This is a genomic window from Micromonospora sp. WMMD964 (assembly GCF_029581455.1).
Taxonomy (GTDB): Bacteria; Actinomycetota; Actinomycetes; order Mycobacteriales; family Micromonosporaceae; genus Micromonospora.
In genome coordinates this window covers 5750299-5771328 of the sequence record NZ_CP120860.1, presented here as the reverse complement: position 1 = coordinate 5771328, position 21030 = coordinate 5750299, and the positions used below count along the sequence as shown (strand labels likewise).

The following is a 21030-nucleotide window of genomic DNA, read 5'->3' as shown; positions in this document are numbered from 1 at the left end:
CGTGTCACGATCGTGGGGTGGACGCGGTGGTGTGGATCGTATTGGGTGTGGTGCTGGCGGTCGCCGAGATCTTCACGACGACGCTATTTCTGATCATGTTCGGGGTCGGTGCGTTCGCCGCCGCGGGGGCCGCCGCTCTGGGCGCGCCGGTGGCGGTGCAGGCGCTTGTCTTCGCTGTGGTGTCGGCGTTGAGCCTGGTGGTGGCTCGGCCGGTCATCCGGCGGCACCAGCGTCCCGCGGTGGACAGCGGCGAGCAGCCCTTCGGCGTGGAGGCGATCGAGGGCTCCACGGCACTGGTGCTGGAACGGGTGGACGCCGACCATGGTCTCGTCAAGATCGACGGCGAGCTGTGGACCGCCCGCTCGTACGACACGACGCAGGTTCACGATCCCGGTCAACGGGTTCGGGTGATAAAGGTCCGGGGCGCGACCGCCCTGGTGTGGCAGGACGACGTTTCTTCCGCCGGCGAGTTGCCGGAAGCGAGAGGGTGAACGGGATGACAGTCATAGGGGTGCTGATCATCGCGGTGGCGTTGATCGCCGTGATAACGCTGGCGAAGGCGGTGCGGATCGTGCCGCAGCAGCGCCAGGACGTGGTGGAACGGCTCGGTAAGTACAAGCGCACCCTCAGCCCCGGCCTCAACCTGCTGGTGCCGTTCATCGACGCGGTCCGGACCAAGGTCGACATGCGGGAGCAGGTGGTCAGCTTCCCGCCGCAGCCGGTGATCACCTCGGACAACCTGGTGGTCTCGATCGACACGGTCCTCTACTTCAAGGTGGTCGACTCGGTCCGGGCGACCTACGAGATCTCCAGCTTCCTGCAGGCCATCGAGCAGCTCACCGTCACGACGCTGCGTAACGTGATCGGTTCGCTGGACCTGGAGCGGGCGCTGACCAGCCGCGATGAGATCAACCGCCACCTGTCGGGTGTGCTGGACGAGACCACCGGCCGCTGGGGCATCAAGGTGACCCGCGTGGAGATCAAGGCGATCGAGCCGCCGGCCAGCATCCGCGACTCGATGGAGAAGCAGATGCGCGCCGAGCGGGACCGCCGGGCGGCGATCCTGACCGCCGAGGGGCACAAGCAGTCGCAGATCCTCACCGCCGAGGGTGAGAAGCAGTCGGCGGTGCTGCGGGCCGACGGTGACCGGCAGGCCCGCATCCTGCAGGCCGAGGGTCAGGCGAAGGCGATCCGCACGGTCTTCGACGCCATCCATCAGGCCAACCCGAGCCAGAAGGTGCTCGCCTACCAGTACCTGCAGGCCCTGCCGCAGATCGCCCAGGGCAGCGCCAACAAGGTCTGGATCGTCCCGGCCGAGCTGACCAAGGCTCTGGAGGGGATGGGCGGCGCTCTCGGCGGGCTGAGCCAGATGGTGGGGGACCTTCCCGCGCCGGAGGCCGCGGACCACGCGAGCCAGGTGGAGCGCGAGGCGGCGGAGGCCGCCGAGGCCGCGGCCGCGGCGGCCCAGCAGATCCACGACGAGGTACGCGTCGCCGAGGCGCAGGCCACCGGCGGGAACAAGCCGCAGGGGCTGCCGGCGCCGGAACCGGTGTCTCCGCTGAGCCTGGTCGAGGACCCGGCCGACGAGCGCGAGCGCGGCTGATCCTGGTACACAGGCCGGCAATCCGGCGTTAATACGAGAAATGCTCATGGGGCGCTCCGACGCCTGCCACGATCGGTCCTAGGACGGGTGGTGACCAGGCAATCGGGGCGCCCCGGCGCGTCTCGCACCGCTCGTGGACGAGCGAGGTGACGCATGAAGGATCCGGCGAATCGGATGTGGTCCTCGGCCCCGGTGCCCGGCGCGCACGACCCGGTCGCCCCGCTGGGCTCCCGCCGCAGCGGCGGCGGTTTCGGCGTACTGCCCTTCGTCGGCGAGCCGACCCCGGGCGCTCCGGCCACGAACGCCAGTTGGGCCTGGTCGGTGCGGAAGTTCGCGCGGGCCGCCGTGTGGCTGCTGCCCGCGTACGCCATCCTCTACGGCATGGTGGCGATGGCCAGCGACGGCGGGGTGGGCAACGACCCCTATCCGGCCGACGGCCGCGCGGTGTACCTCATCGGATGGGTGGCCGCCGTCTGGCTGGGCCTGCTCGCGTTGCTGGCCCTCACCGGCCTGCTCGCCGCGACCCGCAGCCGCCGGGTGGCCGCCGCCGGGCTGCTGGTCAGCATCGCCGGCACCGTGCTGATGCTGCCCTTCGCCGGCCTGGCCGAGCAGACGCCGGTCTTCGGCACCACCGCACGGTCGCTGGTCCTGCTCGGCGCGACCTTCTACAGCGTGGGCTGGTTCCTCACCGGCTGGGCGGTCGCCCGCTCGGGCACCTTCAGCCTCGGCGACGGCGCCATGTTGATCATCGCCGCGCCGCTGCTCGGCCTCGGTGGCGCCCTGATCGGTTCGCTGCAGACGTTCGGCGCGATCTTCGTGCTGATCGCCGGCATCGGCATCGGCTACCGTTCCGGCCGCCTGATGCCCCGGGAAACCGCCCGAGACGCCGCCACCGCCAGCCTCAGCACCCCCAACCCCTAAGCGCCTGCCACCCCTCCACCCCGGCCCTCGACCACCCCTCCACCCGGCCCCTTCCAGCCCCGGTGATCATGAGGTTGACGGGCGATTCCGTGATCAAACTTCCCGCTAACCCCATGATCACCAGAGCGGACCGGCGGGGAGCGGGGAGCGGAGCGGCGGGGAGCGGGGAGCGGGGAGCGGACCGGACCGGCGGGGGAGCGGGGAGCGGGGCGGGGAGGGCAGCCAGCGAGCTGGGGATTGGCTGGTGGGGGGCCGTGAAGTTGGTGACAATCAGCCCCTGGGGCTGGTCGGTTGGCGTTTTTTGTGGCAATCCTGGGGAGCATGGCCGCCTCCCGCTCGCCGCTGTCGCGGCTGTTCACCGTGCTGCTCGCCGGCGTGTTGGCCGGGCTTGTCCTGGCAGTCGCCGCGCTCCCGGGCAACCTGCTGCTCGGGTTGAGCGCCCGTGCCGCCCTCGGCTCGTACGCCGCGTTGCCGGCCTCGCTGAAGACCCCGGCCACCCCGCAGCGCTCGTACCTGTACGCCAACGACGGCAAGACGCTGATCACCACGTTCTACGACGTGAACCGCACCGACGTGCCGCTGGCGGACATCGCCCCGGTGATGCGGCAGGCCATCGTCGCGGCCGAGGACCGGCGCTTCTACGACCACGGTGGCGCTGACCTGCGCGGCCTCGCCCGGGCGCTGGTGGCCAACGTCAAGGGCGGCGGCACCGAGCAGGGCGGCTCGACGCTGACCATGCAGTACGTCCGTAACGTGCTCAAGACCGACCCCACCCGCACGGCCGAGGAGCGCGCCGCCGCCACCGACCCCACCGTCGGGCGCAAGATCCAGGAGATCAAGTACGCGAGCGCGCTGGACAAGAGCCTCGGCAAGGACGAGATCCTCGACCGGTATCTGAACATCGCCTACTTCGGCTCCGGCGCGTACGGGATCGCGGCGGCCAGCCAGCGCTACTTCGGTAAGCCGCCGGCCCAGCTCACCCTCGCCGAGTCGGCGCTGCTCGCCGGTCTGGTGCAGTCCCCGGACGCGTACAGCCCGATCGACGGCGACAAGAACGAGGCGCTGGCCCGCCGGTCGTACGTGCTGGACTCGATGGTCGCCACCGGTGCGATCACCGCCGCCCAGGCCGCCCAGGCCAAGGCGGAGCCGCTGGCCCTGCACCCGACCGCCCAGCCCAACGGCTGCACCGCCGTCTCCCAGGGCCACGACGACTGGGGATTCTTCTGCGACTACCTGCGTCAGTGGTGGCGGAGCCAGCCGGCGTTCGGTGCCACGGTCGCGGAGCGCGAGCAGGCCCTGCGCTCGGGTGGCTACACCGTGGTCACCACGCTGGACCCGAAGATCCAGGCCACCGCGCAGCAGCAGGCCACCAAGGTCTACGGGTACGACAACAAGCGCGCCCTGCCCATCGCGGCGGTCGAGCCGGGCACCGGGCAGGTGCTGGCGATGGCGGTCAACCGGCACTACAGCCTGGCCGACAACCCGGGCGGGCAGGCGAACCACCCGAACACCGTCAACCCGTTGATCTCCGGCGGAGCCAGCGTCGACGGGTACCAGGCGGGTTCGACGTTCAAGCTGTTCACCATGCTCGCCGCGTTGGAGTCGGGCCGTACCCTCTCCACCGGCTTCGACGCGCCCGCCAAGCTGCCCACCCGGTACGCCGCCGAGGGCCCGGGAAGTTGCGACGGCCGCTGGTGCCCGGCGAACGCCAACCCGGACTGGATGGACGGTTACCGGATGATGTGGGACGGCTTCGGCCGCTCGGTGAACACCTACTTCGTCTGGCTGGCGGAGCAGGTCGGCCAGGACAAGGTCGTCGAGATGGCGCAGCGGCTGGGCATCACCTTCCGGGCCGACTCGGACGCCGCCTTCGCCGAGGACAACGCCGCGAACTGGGGTTCCTTCACCCTCGGCGTGGCCGCCACCACCCCGTTGGACCTGGCCAACGCGTACGCCACGGTGGCCGCCGAGGGCACCTACTGCACGCCGGTGCCGGTGGTCTCGGTGACCGGGGCGGACGGTACGAAGGTGCCGGTCGGTGAGCCGTCCTGCAAGCGGGTCCTCGACCCGGACGTGGCCCGTGCCGCGACCGACGCCGCTCGCTGCCCGGTGGGTCAGCAGTCCGCGTTCGGGCAGTGCAACGGTGGCACCGCGACCGGGGTGAACGACATCCTCGACGGCCGGCCGGTGGCGGGTAAGACGGGCAGCTCGGAGCAGAACTCCACCGAGACGTTCGTCGGTTTCACCCCGCAGGTCGCGGTCGCCGGCATCGCCGCGAACCCGGACGACCCGGCCGACTCGGTGGGCTCCGCGGTCCAGAGCAAGGTGATCGACGCGGTCGCCCGGGTCATCGCCACCGCCGTCAAGGGGCAGCCGGAGAAGGCGTTCGCAGCGCCCAGCAAGGAGCTGGCCGGTGACCCCCGCCGCCCGGTCGAGCGCCCGACGGTCCCGCAGAGCCCGCAGAACCAGGACGACGACCGCCTGTCACCGCTGGAGCGCTGGCTGAACCGCCGAGGCTGACCCCGCCCGTCAGCGGTCGCGGCGGCGGGGGCGGTAGCTGGCCAGGGTGGCGGGGAGGCCGCGGCGGATGATCCCGGCCCAGTCGGTGTCGCCCCGGAGTACCGCCGCCGCGGTCTTGCGGGCCTGCTCGGCGGTGAAGTGCGGCGGCAGCATCAGCTCGGCCGGGTCGACCAGCGCGTTGATCACCACCGGCCGGTCGGCGGACAGGGCCCGGTCCCACACGTCGGGCACCTGCTCCGGCGAGTCGACCAGCTCACCGCGCAGCCCGAGCACCTCCGCCCACTGGTGGTAGGCGATGTCCGGCAACTGTTGGCTGTCCGGGAACATCGGCGTCCCCTCCGACGAGCGCTGTTCCCAACTGACGAACGCCAGGTCCCGGTTGTTGAGCACCAGCACCACGAACCGGGGGTCGGCCCAGCTGCGCCAGTACTTGGCCACGGTGATCAGCTCGTTGACGCCGTTCATCTGCATGGCGCCGTCGCCGATCAGCGCGACCAGCGGCCGGTCCGGGTGGGCGAACTTGGCGCTCAGCGCGTACGGCATGGCGCCGCCCATGGACAACAACGTGCCGGACAGGCTGGCCAGCATCCCGGGGCGGACCTGGATGTGTCGGGCGTACCAGGCGGTGGTGGTGCCGCAGTCGACGGCGAGCAGCACGTCGTCGGGCAGCCGCTGGTTGAGGGTGTGGAAGAGCAACTGCGGGTTGACCGGGTCGGCGGCCTGCTCGGCCAGGTCGTGTTGCACCCGCCACCACGCCGAGGTCGCCTCGGCGATCTCCGCCCGCCAGGCGGTCGGTGCGGGGCCGGGGCCCAGCTCGTCCAGCAGTGCCCGCAGGGTGGGGCGGGCGTCCCCGGTCAGGTTCACCTCGGTCGGGTACCGCAGCCCGAGTTGGGTGCCGTCCAGGTCGATCTGCACCGCTCGGGCCTGACCCGGCGGTGGGTAGAACTCCGAGTACGGCATGTTGCTGCCGACGATCAGCAACCGGTCGCAGCCGGTCATGAGCTGCCAGCTCGGTCGGGTGCCGAGCAGTCCGATCGCCCCGGTCACCCACGGTTCGCGGTGGTCGACGGCGGTGAAGCCGAGCAGGGCGGTGGCCACACCGGCACCGAGCCGGTCGGCGATCTCGCGGACCTCGTCACGCGCCCCGAGGGCGCCCTGCCCGACCAGCATCGCCACCCGCTGCCCGCCGCGCAGCACGTCGGCCGCCCGGCGTACGTCCGCCTTCGGCGGCACCGTCGGGGTGCTGCTCGGCGCGTTGCTGGTCTGGTAGTAGCCGTGCGCGTGCGGCGGGTCCACCACGGCCGGCTCGTCCTGGATGTCGAGGGGGAGGATCAGGGCGGTGACGGTACGCCGGGCCAGGGCGGTGCGGCACGCCCGGTCGACCAGGTGCCGAACCTGGGCGGGATTGTCGAGCTGGGCCAGGAACGCGGCGGCCACGTCCTTGTAGAGGGCGAGCAGGTCGACCTCCTGGTAGTAGCCGCCGCCCTCGGCGGTCGTCGCCGTGTGCCCGACCAGGGCGATCACCGGCTGGTGGTCGAGCTTCGCGTCGTACAGCCCGTTGAGCAGGTGGATGGCACCGGGACCACTGGTGACCAGGGCGCAGCCCAGCGGCCCACCGCCGTACTTGACGTGCGCGGAGGCGGCGAACCCGGCGGTCTCCTCGTGGCGTACCTGGATGAACTGGGCGCGCTCGTTGGTGCGCTGCAGCGCGGACGTCATGCCGTTGATGCCGTCGCCGGGGTAGCCGAAGTAGCGCCGTACACCCCAGCTGAACAGCCGCGACACGATGTGGTCGGCGACGGTCGGGTGCCGGGGCAGGGCGCCGGCCTCGTACGCTGACGTGTGGTCCGTGCTCACCTGGCTGGTCCTTCCCGTCGGATCCCTACTGTGCCGGTCCTTCCCGTTCTCTTCCGGACAAAACACCTCGCGTTACCGGCGCCGGAGTGCGGGGCGCGGCGTCCGGCAGAATCGTCGGGTGCCTGTCCACCAGATCACCGACCCCGACGACGACCGGATCGCCGACTACCGGGCGCTCACCGACGTCGAGTTGCGCACCCGCTGGGAACCGCCGCACGGACTGTTCATCGCCGAGGGGGAGCTGGTGCTGCGCCGCGCGCTGCGCGCCGGCTACCCGGCCCGGTCGTACCTGGTCGACGCCAAGCGGGTCGACCAACTCGCCGACCTGGACACCGGTGACACGCCGGTCTACGCCGCGACGCCCGACGTGCTGCAACAGGCCACCGGCTTCCACGTACACCGGGGGGTGCTGGCGTCGTTCCACCGCCGGTCGCTGCCGACGGCGGCCGAGGTGCTCGCCGCCGCGCGCCGGATCGTGATCCTGGAGGACGTCAACAACCACACCAACCTGGGGGCGATCTTCCGGGGCGCCGCCGCGCTCGGCGTCGACGCGGTGCTGCTGTCGCCGACCTGCGCCGACCCGCTGTACCGGCGCAGTGTGCGGGTCAGCATGGGGGAGGTGTTCGCGGTGCCGTACGCCAAGCTCGACCACTGGCCGGCGGGCCTGGACCTGGTGCGGGAGGCCGGCTTCACGGTGCTCGCCATGACGCCCGCGCCGGACGCCGTACCCATGCAGCGGTTGACCCCGGCGCAGCGCGAGCGGGCGGCGTTGCTGCTCGGAGCAGAGGGGCCCGGTCTGACCGCGGCGGCCCAGGCGGCCAGCGACGTGCGGGTGGTCCTGCCGATGCGGCGCGGGGTGGACTCGTTGAACGTCGCCGCCGCGGCGGCGGTGGCGTTCTGGGAGTTGGGCCGCGACGACCCGCCGGACGACAGCGAGTAACCGCTTCGACTTGCATGGCCATACGTTCTATTGCATAATTTTCCCCGTGTCCAAGGTTCTCACCTCCCTGCCCACCGGCGAACGTGTCGGCATCGCCTTCTCCGGCGGCCTCGACACCTCTGTCGCCGTCGCGTGGATGCGCGACAAGGGCGCGATCCCCTGCGCCTACACCGCCGACATCGGCCAGTACGACGAGCCCGACATCGCCTCGGTGCCCGGTCGCGCGCTCAGCTACGGCGCCGAGTTGGGCCGCCTGGTCGACTGCCGCGCCGCCCTGGTCGAGGAGGGCCTCGCGGCGTTGACCTGCGGCGCCTTCCACATCCGTTCCGGCGGGCGGGCGTACTTCAACACGACCCCGCTGGGCCGGGCCGTCACCGGGACGCTGCTGGTGCGGGCGATGATCTCCGACGACGTCCAGATCTGGGGCGACGGCTCGACGTTCAAGGGCAACGACATCGAGCGGTTCTACCGGTACGGCCTGCTGGCCAACCCGATGCTGCGGATCTACAAGCCGTGGCTCGACACCGCCTTCGTCACCGAGCTGGGTGGGCGTAAGGAGATGTCGGAGTGGCTGCAGGAGCGCGGCCTGCCCTACCGGGACAGCACCGAGAAGGCCTACTCCACCGACGCCAACATCTGGGGCGCCACGCACGAGGCGAAGACCCTGGAGCACCTCGACACCGGCATCGAGACGGTCAACCCGATCATGGGTGTCCGTTTCTGGGACCCGGCGGTGGAGATCCCGACCGAGGACGTGACCATCGGCTTCGACCAGGGCCGCCCGGTGACGATCAACGGCAAGGAGTTCGGCAGCGCCGTCGACCTGGTGCTGGAGGCCAACGCCATCGGCGGCCGGCACGGCCTGGGCATGTCCGACCAGATCGAGAACCGGATCATCGAGGCCAAGAGCCGGGGCATCTACGAGGCGCCCGGCATGGCGCTGCTGCACTACGCGTACGAGCGGCTGGTCAACGCCATCCACAACGAGGACACCCTGGCCAACTACCACAACGAGGGTCGCCGCCTCGGCCGGCTCATGTACGAGGGCCGCTGGTTGGACCCGCAGGCGTTGATGCTGCGCGAGTCGTTGCAGCGCTGGGTCGGCACCGCCGTCACCGGCGAGGTGACGCTGCGGCTGCGCCGGGGCGAGGACTACTCGATCCTGGACACCACCGGTCCCGCGTTCAGCTACCACCCGGACAAGCTGTCGATGGAGCGCACCGAGGACTCGGCGTTCGGCCCGTCCGACCGGATCGGCCAGCTCACCATGCGCAACCTGGACATCGCCGACTCGCGGGCGAAGCTGGAGCAGTACGCCTCCCTGGGCATGGTCGGCGGCGGTGCGGCCCCGCAGCGGGTGATCGGCGCCGCCCAGGCCGCCTCGACCGGGCTGATCGGTGCGATGCCGGAGGGCGGCGCGGAAGCCATCGCCTCCCGGGGGGTCGCCTCCGCCGAGGACGAGGCGCTCGACCGCGCCGCGATGGAGTTCGGCGTCGACTGAGCCCGTCCCACCACGCCGCCACGCCGGGGCAGCCCAGGCCGCCGCCCGGCTCGCGTCGCCGGCCGCTGTTCGAGATCCGGCGTCACGGACGGTAGCGTGGCGGCCGTGTTCCCTACCGTCCGTGAGGTCCTCGCCCTGGACCCCGTCCGCCACGGCGCACCGCGCGTGGTCGCCGGAGACGCGGGGCTGGACCGGCCGGTCCGGTGGATACACATCGCCGAGGTGCCGGACATCGCCACCCTGCTCGGCGGCGGCGAGCTGGTGCTCACCACCGGCATCGGTCTCCCCGGCGACGACGCGGGCCTGCGCGCGTTCATCGGCGACCTCGCCGACGTCGGCGTCTCCGGGCTCGTCGTCGAGCTGGGCCGCCGCTACCTCAGCGGGGTGCCCCGGGTGATGGTCGCCGCCGCCGAACGACGGGGCCTGCCCCTGGTGGAGCTGCGCCGGGCCACCCCGTTCGTGCGGATCACCGAGGCGGTGCACGCGCTGATCGTCGACGCGCAGCTCACCGAGCTGCGCGCCACCGAGGAGATCCACCAGCGCTTCAACGACCTGTCCGTCGAGGGCGCCGACGCCGCCGAGGTCATCCGGCAGGCCGCCGAGCTGTCCGGCTGCCCGGTGGTCCTGGAGAACCTGTCCCGGCAGGTGCTCGGGTACGACCCGGCGGGCGAGAACGCCGAACTGCTGCTCGACGGCTGGGAGCAACACTCCCGGCGGATCCGGCTGACCGGGCGCACCGCGTACGACCGGGACAGCGGTTGGCTGGTCACCGCCGTCGGGGCGCGAGGTCAGGACTGGGGGCGGCTGCTGCTGCGGTGGCCGGCCAGCGGCGACGAACCCAGCGACGATCCACCGACGCGGCTCACCATCCTCATCGAACGGGCCGCGTCCACCCTCGCGCTGGGCCGGCTGATCCGTCGCGACGCCGAAGGGCTGGAACGGCAGATCCACCGCACCCTGCTCACCGCGCTGCTCGACCACTCCCGGCCGGTGGACGAGGTCGCACTGCGCGCCAAGGCGCTCGGGGTGGTGCTCGACCGCCGACACCTGGTCGGCGTGATGGTCCGGCACCGGTCCGAGGACCCGGTCGGGGAGAACGGCCCGGAGGCCGGTCAGGCCCGGCTGCGGGACCTGTCCGAGGCGGTCGGTCAGGCGCTTCGGGAGGCGAAGCTGACCGCGCTGACCAGCGCCGTCGACGACAACTCGGTGGGCGCGCTGCTGGCCCTGACCGACCCGGCCGCCGAGGACCGCGCGCTGTCCGCGTTCGCGACCGCACTTCGCCGGGTACGCCTCGACTCCGGCGCGACCCGCGCGACACCGGGAGTCGAGGCGTCCCGGGGTGTCGGGGCGGGCGCGGTGATCGTGGCCGCCGGATCCGGGGTGGCGACTCCCCGGGAGGCCCGACGCTCGCTGGTCGAGGCACGGCAGATCGCCGAGGCGGCTCGCCGGGACCGGCGGGACCTGCCGATCTTCCGGCTGCCGCACGTCGGGCTGGCCGGGCTGCTGCACCTGCTGCGCGACGAGCCCCGACTGCAGACCTTCGTGGAACGCGAACTCGGCGCACTGCTGGAGTACGACGCCCGGCACCCCCGGGAGCAGTTGCTGGACACGCTGCGCGCGTACCTCGAACAGGGCCGCAACAAGACCGCGGGCGCCGCCGCCGCCCACCTGTCCCGGCCCGCGTTCTACGAACGCCTGGCCCGCATCGCCCGCATCCTCGACGTGGACCTGGATTCGGTAGAGGCCAGCCTCTCCCTACACGTAGCCCTCCTAGCCCTCGAAGCAGTCCGAACCCCCTAACACCCGACCCCGCGCCCTCTCGTGTTGATCAAGAGGTTTGCGTCAGAAATCGCGCCGTTCGTGACGCAAACCTCTTGATCACCGAGGTGGGGGTGGGGTTAGAGGTTCAGGGTTTTTGCGTAGGTTGGGGGGATGTGGTTCGGGCCGCCGGGGGTGAAGACGTCCGTTGACGCCACCGCGGACCAGGCTGTCGCGGGGACCGCGTCGACCAGGGCTCGGATCACCGGGGCGTCGCGCCACTGGTCCTGCTCGGCGAGCAGGCCGAGGGCCACCACCGACTCCTCGACCTCACCCACGCACTCGAACGGCTTGTGCCCGTCCACACCCAGCAGCTCCCGGTAACCGGGGATCTGCTCCGGGTCGGCGAGCAGGTCACCGCCGAAGATGTGCGTGACCCGCTCCCGCGACATGAACGGCGCCATGGCCAGGAAGACGAACCGGCACTTCGGGCAGTCGCGGCACCAGCGCTCGCTCGGGTCGTGCAGCTTGAACGCGGCGTTGCAACTGGTCACCACGTCGTCGTACCGGGTGATCTCGGCGAACAGCCGGGCGATGTGCAGCTCCGACAGCGACCGCAACAGCGAGAAGTACGGGTCGGTCAGGCCGGCGTGCTCGGCCAGCGCCCCGCGCAGCAACCCCTCCGCCTCGACGCCCTTCGACCACTGGTGGTTGATCTCGTGGCCGTCCCAGACCAGGTTCGGGTCGGACGCCGAACGCTCGTTGGACATCACCACCGGGCCCAGCCCGTGCAGCACGGCGGTGGCCACCGCGATCAGCGAGTTGATCGCCGTGACCGGGATGTGCCCGTTCAGGGCGCCGGCCTTGTTCAGGTCGAACAACACCGGGTCGATCCGCCGCCGGGCCGTCAGCGGGGTCAGCCCGGACGCCTCGTTGACCGCGACGATCACGTGGTTCGGGTTGACCGAGAACGGCACCGGGTCCAGCTCGGCGCGACGAAGCGCCTCCAGGCTGACGATGGAGTCCTTGCCACCACCGACCGCCGAGAGCGGGCGACGGTCGGAGTCGTCGTACACCCGGGGGGAGTCCGGCGAGCCGGCCGGCACCTCCGGGCGCAGCTGGAGCACGTGCGGCAGCTGGTTGCGGTACGCGTACTCCGCGAGGCCCTTGGTGTAGACGGCCGTGACGTAGTCGACGACGGCCGCACCCAGCGGCGTCGGCAGCACCAGCCGGGGCGGCGCGGCCGCCTTGTAGTAGCTGACGCCGGCGACGAGGTGCAGCACCTCCAACACCCGGTTGAGAGTCGCCACCGTGTCGTCCGAGGGCGGCTCCGCCGGCAGCGGAAGAGTGATCACCTCGGTGAATCGCTGCTCACCGGCTGGGCCGGTCAGGGCGTAGTCGAACAACACCTCGCCCGTGGCGAAGTCGATCGAGTAGGACGGGAAGGTGAAGGCGTCCATCCGCCGCAGTTGTCCGTTAGGCACAGGTCATACTAGTCCGAGCTCAACCGCTCACGAGCAAGGAGATCACAGGTGCACCTGGCTGACCTGCGCGGACGCTCCGTGGCCGTCTGGGGTACGGGTCGTGAGGGCGTGGCTGCCGTCACCGCCGCCGCCGCGCACGGCCCGGCAAGCCTGGTGGCCGTCGACGACCGGACGAACTTCCTGTCGCTGCCGTGGGAGGGGGCGGTCGCCCAGGCCGCGCCACTGGTGACCGGCGAGGAAGGCCTCGCCCGGCTGGTCGCGGCAGACGTGGTGATCCGTTCGCCCGGTGTGCCGCAGACCCACCCCTGGATGGCCGAACTGCGCCGACGTGGCATTCCCGTCACGCAGGGCACCGCCCTGTGGATGGCGGATCACGCGGCCCGCACCGTCGGCGTCACCGGCAGCAAGGGCAAGAGCACCACGTCAAGCCTGACCAGCCACCTGCTCAACGCGGTGGAGCGGCCGAACCTGTTCGGCGGCAACATCGGCGTACCGACGCTGGAGCTGCCGGAGGCGGACCTCTACGTGCTGGAACTGTCGAGTTACCAGTGCAGCGACCTCACCGAGTCGCCGCACGTCGCCGTGGTGACCGCCCTGTTCCCCGAACACCTGGACGCGCACGGCGGTGAGCGGGAGTACTACCGGGACAAGCTCAACCTGATCGCACACGACCCGGCGACCGTGGTGGTCAACGGCGCGGACCCGCGGCTGGCGGCGGAGTTGGGTGACCGTCCGGTCGTCCGGGCCGGTCTACCCGACACCACCCACGTCGACGTCGGCCCGGACGGGACGCCCTGGTTCCACCTGGGCGGCCAGCCGCTCTTCCCGCGCGCGGTGCTGCCGTTGGTCGGCCGGCACAACGAGAGCAACCTGTGCGTGGCACTGGCCGTGCTCGAGGCGCTCGACGTCGACGTCGTCGCACGCAAGGACACCCTTGCCGTGGCGATCGCCGAATTCCAGGGTCTGGCACACCGGCTCACCGAGATACCCGACCCGTCCGGCCTCACCTTCGTCGACGACACCCTCGCCACCAGCCCGTACGCGGCGATGCACGCCATCGACGCGTACGACGGTCGGCCCTTGACGGTGATCCTGGGCGGCAACGACCGAGGGGTGGACTACGGCCCGCTCCGCGACCACCTGGCCGAGCGGGATCTCACCGTCATCGGCATCCCGGACAGCGGCCCACGCATCATCCAGACGCTCGCCGGGCTGCCCGGGGTGCGCTGCGAGATCGTCGAGGACCTCACGGCGGCGGTACGCCAGGCGCGCAAGCTCACGCCGGCCGACGGTGTGGTGCTGTTGTCACCCGCCGCGCCCAGCTACGGTCGATACCGCAACTTCGAGCACCGCTCGGAGGCGTTCCTCGAGGCGATCGAGGAGACGGCGGCTCGCTGACCGGCCTGCTTGAGCGGGCGGGTCTGCCCCGGACACCGGGGCGGCGCTGCCCCGTAGGTTCGGTACAGCCCGATCCCTATCAGTCGTGGCGATCCTGAGCAATCGGTTGTGGGTAGCTGGGCGTATACCGATATCCGACAGTTCGAATCGGGGTCGCGGCGGCGATTGTCCCGAGACTTCCCAGAAGCGATGAGGCGTCCGCCTCCTCAGTGGTGTCCATCGACCTGAAAGGTTGATGGTGACCACACCGGCGCCTATCTAACCTGACCCCGAAACGCATCGCAGATCATCATTGATCAATCGCTGCGAAGGGGAGTCCTTTCACTCATGTGGACCGTCGAAGAATTGGAATCGATCTGCCATGCCCTGCGCGCCGAATCCGATGGCGTGGATGATCCCGAGGTGGACCGTCGCGCCGCCGAAGAGACGCTGATCGAGGAGATCGAGCGCGAGGTGGCGGAGTACCGCGAGTGGTATGCCAAACACCGATCGTCCGAGTCGATTGAAGACTCCGTCGAACCGCCTGATGAGCTGCGTGAACGTCTGTGGTTGATCGGATGGATGATCTACGAGGCGAGTTGGCAGATTGTCCGCTGGGCGCGGCGTACCAAAGCGGGTGTCGAGGTCAACCAACGGGCTGCCCACCTCATCGAGCGATTGGCCGAAGTGGCTCGTATCCTGCCCTGGCCGCATTTCGCACCCCGGGCACTGGGGGCGATCCGAGCCGACGCGCTGGTCGCGTCCAAGCGGGATACGCCACAGGGTTACAACGTCGCGTTCCTGCGGCACCGGGAGGCGCGGGAACGGCGCGACCACTATGTCGAGAGCCATGGTCGTGCACCCGGGCGCGAACGGGAGTTGCTGGGCCTTGAGGAGATCTTTCTCCAGTTGGTGCTGGCCGAGACGGGCACCGCCTGCCGCACGGCGGAGCGTTTCATCGGTCGTTGGCTGGACGAACTGGAGAAGGACCAGCAGAAGCGCCAGTGGACCGCGGACGACGAGGAGCACTGGGTCGAGATCCTGTACCAGCAGCTGTCCGTCGGTGTCGTCATCGGCGAGCAGTCGCTCGACAAGGCCGCCGAGATCGAACGCGCCTACGGGCTGGTCAAGCGCGTAGGTCGGGACCGACTGGCACTGCGCACAGCCTTCCGCAACCCCGGCATCATGACCGCTCGGGCGGCCCTGCACCTGCTGCCGCTGACGTACGAGATGGAAGAACTCGCCCTGGAGCCGGGTTCCGACTACGAGAGTTGGAAGGAGATGCGCGAGGCGACCATCCGGCGCTTCGTCAAGGCGTACCAGGCTATCGAGAGGCCCGTCCTGGACGACGACGACCAGGCGGTGCCGCTGATCGCCGACCATCGACGGTCAGTCGCCCAGCTTCGGCTCAACGCCGCGCTGGTACTCCCCGGTATCGACCTGCCCACCTCTCTCGACTTCGCGGATTTCCTGCGGTGCGACCCGCTCGACGCCGAAGCGGCCGAGGAGATCTCGGCCTGGCTCGCCGAAGAGGACAGCGCGGGAAAGATCCGCGGCAATGCCAACGCGATCGGCAGCGTGACGATGCCCGCGTTCCTGCGGGGCGTCCGGGCCAGCCGTGCCGAGCGCGGCGTGTCGGAGGGCTACCGGGAATGGCGGCAGCGGTGGTTCGTCCTCGATCGCTACGCCCAGGAGGAGGGCCGCCGCGAACGGGTGGAGCGCGCCTTGCGGGACTACTGACGACGCTCAGCCCTGGCTCCGGTCCGACGTCGGGTCAGCGCGCGTAGGCGGCGAACAGGATCCAGGCGAGGTCCGGCCAGCGGCGCCTCACCCACTCCAGTTGAACCTCGCGGAGGGCGACGTCGAGCCGGGTGCCGTTCGTACGGCTCTCGCGAACCATCGCGGCGGCCGTCTTGCTGGCTGAGTAGTCCGCGACGTCGTCGATGCAGGCCACGACCTGTTCCGCTCCGCCGGCGAGCGTCGCCATCACGAAGTTCAGTGGTTCGGCGTGTTCGACATTCACCAGCCGACCGACCTGACACGACGCGATGAGCAGTGACTGCGGCCAGCGCAGCATCAGCGCCCGGCCGGCGCTGATGGGTGCGTCCGGCAGCAGCAGGGTCTGGCCGAGGCCCACGCCCTCACCGTGGGAGGCGATGTGGACGTAGCGCCAGCGGCCGCTCCGCTCGGACAGTGCGGAGGCGAGCGTGCCGGGCACCTCGACCGGCGGTGCGCCCGGCTCGAGCTCGCACTCGCTGAGCGGAGGGCTCCCATGCTCGGGTGGGGCCAGACCCCAGGCGGCACCCTCTCTTTCGATGCCGAGCTCTGGGCTGCCCTCGGCACGATCCCCGACCAACTGGATCAGGGCGGGCCCGGCAGCGGTCGCAGCGGTCGGACCGGAGAGGAAGGTGAGCACCGGCGTCTGGGTGAGGATCGCTCGCTCCACCAGGTGCGTGTGTGGGTCGACGCGAAGTGCCGCCCACGGCATCAGGCTGAGCGCGGAGTGCGCCGAGATCACCAACGGGACAGGCTCTTCGGTCAGTTGCAGGACGTCACGCAGCTGCGGTGGTAGGAGTTGCTCGCCGAGTGCCTGCCAGTCGACGCCACCGGCCAGGGCGTCGGCCAGACTGACCGTCGGCGCACTGATCGCGGTGATGAACGCCGAGAGGACGTCGCCCACCCGGAGCCGGCCGAAGGAGATGACGCCGGTCGGCTCGATGAGCGTCCGGAACCACGAGGTTTCGGCGGTGACGGTGTCCGGGAGGCCGACGTAGTCGAGCGCGTAACGGTCGCCCACCGCGTCGATCAACCGCGCGACGTTCACCGGCACGGGCACGACGGCGTCCGCGAGCAGCGGTGAGACCGCATGTTCGATGCGTTGCCGTAGTTCCTGGAGAAGTTTTTCGTTCTCCGCGTCGGCCGCGCCGAGTTGCTGTCCGGATTCGGCCTCGACCACCTGGTCCAGCAGCGTGCGCAGTCGCCGACCGGTTCGCCAGGTGCGCCAGTTGGTCTCGACGTCGAACCGGTCAGCCCGCACCCGAGAGGCGAAGCCGGACTGCTTGGCCGAGAGACTCACCCGTAGCCCGAGCTCGGCTGCCTGACGGCCCGGCAGCATGGCGGCGGCACGGGCGATGTCTCCGTAGACGCGGCGGATCGCCGCGGCCAGCGGGCTGCCGGACCGGGAGATCACCCGCCACCGGTCGCGGAGTCCCTCGATGGTGTGCAGCGCGTCGTCCAGATGGTCGATCGCCTGATTGACGGCAGCGAGCGGCAGGTGGTTCCCGTCGATGAGCAACTCCGCACGTGTCATCGACAGCAGCAGGTCTTCGATGTCGTACTGGGGTGCCCGCCCGCCGGTCTTCCGGAGGTGGCGATGGGCGCGGGCGAGCCGCTTGGCCGCGTCATCGCGGTCGCCCTCCGCCCAGGCGCCGAGGGCGTAGGCGTAGTCGATACGGTGACGGCTGACGAACTGGCTGTCCTGGACTGCCTTCCAGTACCCCCGCGACTCCGACTCGCGCAGTAGTCGCCGGACCTGCGCGCCCTCGTTCTCGAGGAGGTGTCCGGCTGCCAACTCGTAATGAAAATGAGCGCGGAAGATGTCGGCGCCGCTTCCGACGAATTCGCTGTCGGGTCGGTCGGCGAGGGTCATCGCGCCGTGGCGGTCGCCCCGGATCCGGCGATCACGGGCCGCCCGATACCGGATCGTCCGTCCTCGGTACAGGTCCTTGTCGAGATCGACGCCGGCCAGCGTCTCGGAATCGGCCTCCAGTCGGTCGAGCGCCTGCTCGTGCAGAGTGGCGACGTCGACACCTTTGGGGGCCCGTAGGGGGACTTTGAGCAGGGCACAGAGCCGAACGATCGTCCCGGCGCTGTCCAGCGAGTCCAGAAAGGTCGACGACGAGAATCGGTCGTCGGTCGCGTTGCGGGCGGTGTCGCAGTACGTCTTCAGGGCCTCGGAGAACAGTTCGCTCTCCTGCCGAAACACGTGTTCTTCCGGCATTCCCTCACGCATGATGTCGACGGCCACCTCGGCGTCCCGAGCGAGCATCATCACGTCGTCACGGGCGAGTACCCGCCGGACCGCGGAAGAGAGCCCACCGTCAGTGGCCATCGGCCGATTATTCGGTCACGTCGATCCACCGTCAATCGTGCGGCCGGGGCGATCGGCAGTCAGGATTCCGATACGTCGATCCCTTGACTGGGGCCGGGCTTCTGCTGAAGTAATTGACCATGGACGAGGTGGATCGCGAAGATCTGACGTACCTGATGACGAAGATCATCGACAGCGAGTTCGAGGAATCCGACTGGGGGCGGGTCGAGCGTGCTCTCGCGCTCCTGGATCAGTCGCGTGGCTCCGGCGACGAGGATTGGACGCAGGGCAGGAATGAGCTGTACAGGTTGCTGGAGAGATATCAACGCACGAGGAGGGGCTTGCGAGATTCGCTGTCCGAGAAAACGGAGAAGCCTGCCCCGCAGTTGATCCGGGAACACGCCGTCCAGTTGTTGCACAAGGTCGGTCACGTGCCTCGTCAGGAGCGACGCGCCGATGACTCCGCGTAGACCGGCCCTCATCGTCCACACGTTTTTCGCGGTCAATGCGGCCAGCGGCTCTGCGGGGGAGTCGACTCCCGCCCTGACCGCCGACGCGGTGACAGGTCTCTGGCGTGGGCTGGTGCGGCTCGACCTGACCGAACCGATCGCGCCGTACCCGGCCGACCTACCCGACGACTACGGTCCCGCGACCCCGGAACTGCGCGTGCTGGCCGCGCGGCAGCGGGTGGTTCCGGAGGCGTTCTACGAGGCCCTGGCATTCCGGTGCCGTGACGTCGTCGGCGTGAGCGTGCTGCTCGCACCGAATGACGACGGTGTCGGCTGGCAGGAGTTGCGCGATCGGTGGGCGTCGGCAGTCCCACCGGTCTCCGGCGCGGAATTCAGCACGACCATGGTCTATCTCGGGCTTCTCGATCACCGCCACGTCAACTGGCTCGGACGGCGGGTAGGGGAGGCCCGGTGGGCGCGGCGGTTGGACCTGCTCCTGCCCGGCCCACATCCGGGGCCGGGCTGGACGGCGACCTGGAGCCGCATCGCCGACAGCCTGCTGATGTGGGTCCTACCGGCCGACGACGGGTACGCGCACAGCCGTTACCTCGTCCTGGCCGACCTCGCCGACGAAGCCGAGCTGGACCGGCTGACGTGGCTGAGCGACGGCCGGGCCCTGCCGCCGTTGACCCGATACGTGCTCTGCGGTGCCGAACTCCGGCACCAGGAGAAGGTTCTGGAGGCGGCTGTTCCAGGTTTACGTGCCGCGATCAGAAGGACTGACCGCGCGTGCGAGACCCTCGCGGAGCTGCTGCGGGCGACCGACCCGTCCGACCGGCAACTGCGTGCCGCCGCGCTGGAGTTGGCCACCGTCCAGGCCGAGGGAAGCGGATTGATCGCGGCCACGGCCGATGTCAGCAAGATGGCGGAGACGGTACGCGGCATCCGCGACAACATGGAGGCGGCCCTCGGCCACGCGGTAGGTCGCCGCCTGAACGCGGCCGTGGAACAGGACCGGACGCGTGCGGTGTGGCTGGCGGACCAACTGCGCATCGAGCTGACCTACGTCGATGCCACGTGGCGCAAGGCCGACCAGCTCAACCGTCTCGCGGCAGCTGTGGTGGACGAGCGACACCGTCGCCGGCAGGAGGTGTTGACGCTCATCCAGGCGTCGATTCTGGGCAGCCTGCTGATGGGGTTGGCCGCGATCCAGAGCCTCCAGTACCAGGTACCCCTGGCCGGGCCGCTGGTGGCGCCGTTGATCTGCGTGTTGGGAATCCTGGCACTGCTGCTCCCCGCCGCGGTTCTACACTGGCCGCGCCCGGGTACGTCGGTGCCTCGGCGCCGCTGGCTCGTGGCAGGTGGCTCCGTCTTCGGGGCCGCCCTCGGTTGGCTGATGGCCAGTATCGGCTGGTGGCAGGCGCGGGACGAGCCGGCTCCTTCGACGTGGTCGGCTCTGCTGGCTGCTGCCGGTGCCACCGTGGTGACGGCGTCGGCCCTGCTGCTGATCCGCCCGCGAAAACACTGATCCGCCCGCGACAACCATTCGCTGTCCTCGGAAAGTCTCCTGAGAACCGGTTTGAGGATCCATGGACTTCGTCTTCGCCAGTGAGCCTGGTCCGGGCCGACCCAACGAGGATCACGTGGTCGTGTCGGCCACCTTCGCCGTCGTCCTGGACGGTGTCACCCAGCTCCCTGATCTGGACACCGGTTGCGTCCATGATCCGATCTGGCTGGTCCGGGAACTGGGCGCCTGTCTCGTGGAGGCGTTGACGCGGGCGCCGACGGCACCACTCGACGACTCCCTGGCGGAGGCGATCGGCCGACTGCGCGGCCGTCACCAGGGCCTGTGTGACCTGTCGAACCCGAACAGCCCCTCGTCTACCGTGGCGATCCTGCGGGAGCGAAGCGGTCAGGTGGACTACCTGGTGTTGTGCGATTCGTCGGTGGTGTTCGAGGACCGGACCGGCATCACCGTCGTCCACGACGACCGTACCGACGGCCTGCCCGCCTACGACCGGCACACCGTGGCGCGGCTTCGCAACCGGCCGGGAGGCTTCTGGGTGGCGTCGACCGACCCGGCCGCCGCCACCGAGGCGGTGACGGGCAGCGTCGCCCTCGACGGGCTGCGTCGGATGTTGGTCTGTACTGACGGGGTCTCGCGACTCACCGAGTTCTTCGGGCTCAGCTGGACCGACGTCTTCCAGTTGGCCGAGCGCTCCGGGCCGCGAGCTGTCATCGACACGGTCCGAGAATATGAATCGAACCGCCCAGGACTGCTGACCCGGCCGGGGCGAGGTCGGGTGAAGCGACACGACGACGCGACACTCGTCGTCCTTCGAACGGGAAGGATGAATCGCTAGCGGACCTCGGCCGGATCGTTGACGGAATCCCGACCATGCTGTTGCACTGAAGGGCACGTGCCGGTTCAATACTGCCGTTCTGACCTGACGGGACGACATCACCACATGCGCCAACCCGCACCCGTACCGTTTGCCTCACGATCATTCATGACCGGACGTCGTGGCAT

Annotated in this window: 15 protein-coding genes; 12 read left to right on the top strand and 3 right to left on the bottom strand. The window is 70.2% G+C overall.

The features are described from left to right. Positions 1-17: 17 nt before the first annotated feature. The 4 genes from O7616_RS26260 to O7616_RS26245 all read left to right on the top strand — a co-directional run bounded on the left by O7616_RS26260 (position 18) and on the right by O7616_RS26245 (position 5044). A complete protein-coding gene (locus O7616_RS26260; protein WP_282304462.1) occupies positions 18-491 on the top strand; it encodes an NfeD family protein in 474 nt (157 codons plus the stop codon). A gap of 5 nt (positions 492-496) precedes the next feature. After that, positions 497-1603 (top strand): SPFH domain-containing protein, encoded by a 1107-nt coding sequence (locus O7616_RS26255; protein ID WP_278147034.1) that lies wholly within the window; start codon positions 497-499, stop codon positions 1601-1603. Positions 1604-1756: 153 nt separating this feature from the next. Next, positions 1757-2524, top strand: a complete 768-nt coding sequence (locus tag O7616_RS26250) for a hypothetical protein (RefSeq protein ID WP_282304461.1) — start codon at positions 1757-1759, stop codon at positions 2522-2524. 321 nt (positions 2525-2845) lie between these two features. Next, positions 2846-5044: a transglycosylase domain-containing protein gene (locus tag O7616_RS26245; protein ID WP_282304460.1), complete on the top strand. Its 2199-nt coding sequence runs from the start codon at positions 2846-2848 to the stop codon at positions 5042-5044. Positions 5045-5053: 9 nt separating this feature from the next. Here the strand turns inward: O7616_RS26245 and O7616_RS26240 are convergent, their stop codons facing one another. Beyond that, positions 5054-6901, bottom strand: coding sequence for a thiamine pyrophosphate-requiring protein (locus tag O7616_RS26240; protein ID WP_282304459.1), 1848 nt, complete (start codon positions 6899-6901; stop codon positions 5054-5056). 118 nt (positions 6902-7019) lie between these two features. On the opposite strand from O7616_RS26240, the gene O7616_RS26235 reads away from it, so the two are divergent. The 3 genes from O7616_RS26235 to O7616_RS26225 all read left to right on the top strand — a co-directional run bounded on the left by O7616_RS26235 (position 7020) and on the right by O7616_RS26225 (position 11142). Beyond that, positions 7020-7841 (top strand): RNA methyltransferase, encoded by an 822-nt coding sequence (locus tag O7616_RS26235; protein WP_282304458.1) that lies wholly within the window; start codon positions 7020-7022, stop codon positions 7839-7841. Positions 7842-7887: 46 nt separating this feature from the next. Then, positions 7888-9342: an argininosuccinate synthase gene (gene argG / locus O7616_RS26230; RefSeq protein ID WP_282304457.1), complete on the top strand. Its 1455-nt coding sequence runs from the start codon at positions 7888-7890 to the stop codon at positions 9340-9342. Positions 9343-9438: 96 nt separating this feature from the next. Further along, complete coding sequence (locus tag O7616_RS26225) at positions 9439-11142, top strand: PucR family transcriptional regulator (RefSeq protein WP_282257915.1); 1704 nt, start codon at positions 9439-9441, stop codon at positions 11140-11142. Between the two features lie 98 nt (positions 11143-11240). Here O7616_RS26225 and O7616_RS26220 read toward each other — a convergent pair whose 3' ends face one another. Beyond that, the gene (locus O7616_RS26220) at positions 11241-12584 is read right to left on the bottom strand and encodes a hypothetical protein (RefSeq protein ID WP_282304456.1); all 1344 of its coding nucleotides are present in this window, start codon (positions 12582-12584) and stop codon (positions 11241-11243) included. A gap of 48 nt (positions 12585-12632) precedes the next feature. Between O7616_RS26220 and murD the strand changes: the two genes are divergently transcribed. Together murD and O7616_RS26210 are read left to right on the top strand one after the other, a co-directional pair. Then, positions 12633-13982, top strand: coding sequence for a UDP-N-acetylmuramoyl-L-alanine--D-glutamate ligase (murD, locus tag O7616_RS26215; protein ID WP_282304455.1), 1350 nt, complete (start codon positions 12633-12635; stop codon positions 13980-13982). A 327-nt stretch (positions 13983-14309) separates the two neighbouring features. Continuing rightward, complete coding sequence (locus O7616_RS26210) at positions 14310-15701, top strand: hypothetical protein (protein ID WP_282304454.1); 1392 nt, start codon at positions 14310-14312, stop codon at positions 15699-15701. Positions 15702-15735: 34 nt separating this feature from the next. Here the strand turns inward: O7616_RS26210 and O7616_RS26205 are convergent, their stop codons facing one another. Further along, positions 15736-18072, bottom strand: coding sequence for a CHAT domain-containing protein (locus O7616_RS26205; RefSeq protein WP_282304453.1), 2337 nt, complete (start codon positions 18070-18072; stop codon positions 15736-15738). Between the two features lie 119 nt (positions 18073-18191). Between O7616_RS26205 and O7616_RS26200 the strand changes: the two genes are divergently transcribed. The 3 genes from O7616_RS26200 (at position 18192) to O7616_RS26190 (ending at position 20863) form a co-directional block, all read left to right on the top strand. Further along, positions 18192-18521: a hypothetical protein gene (locus tag O7616_RS26200; RefSeq protein ID WP_282304452.1), complete on the top strand. Its 330-nt coding sequence runs from the start codon at positions 18192-18194 to the stop codon at positions 18519-18521. Then, on the top strand, positions 18508-20028 hold the full coding sequence (locus O7616_RS26195) for a CATRA conflict system CASPASE/TPR repeat-associated protein (protein WP_282304451.1): 1521 nt from the start codon (positions 18508-18510) through the stop codon (positions 20026-20028). Before O7616_RS26200 ends, O7616_RS26195 begins: the two co-directional genes overlap by 14 nt. A 61-nt stretch (positions 20029-20089) precedes the next feature. Then, on the top strand, positions 20090-20863 hold the full coding sequence (locus tag O7616_RS26190) for a protein phosphatase 2C domain-containing protein (RefSeq protein WP_282304450.1): 774 nt from the start codon (positions 20090-20092) through the stop codon (positions 20861-20863). Positions 20864-21030: the final 167 nt, after the last annotated feature.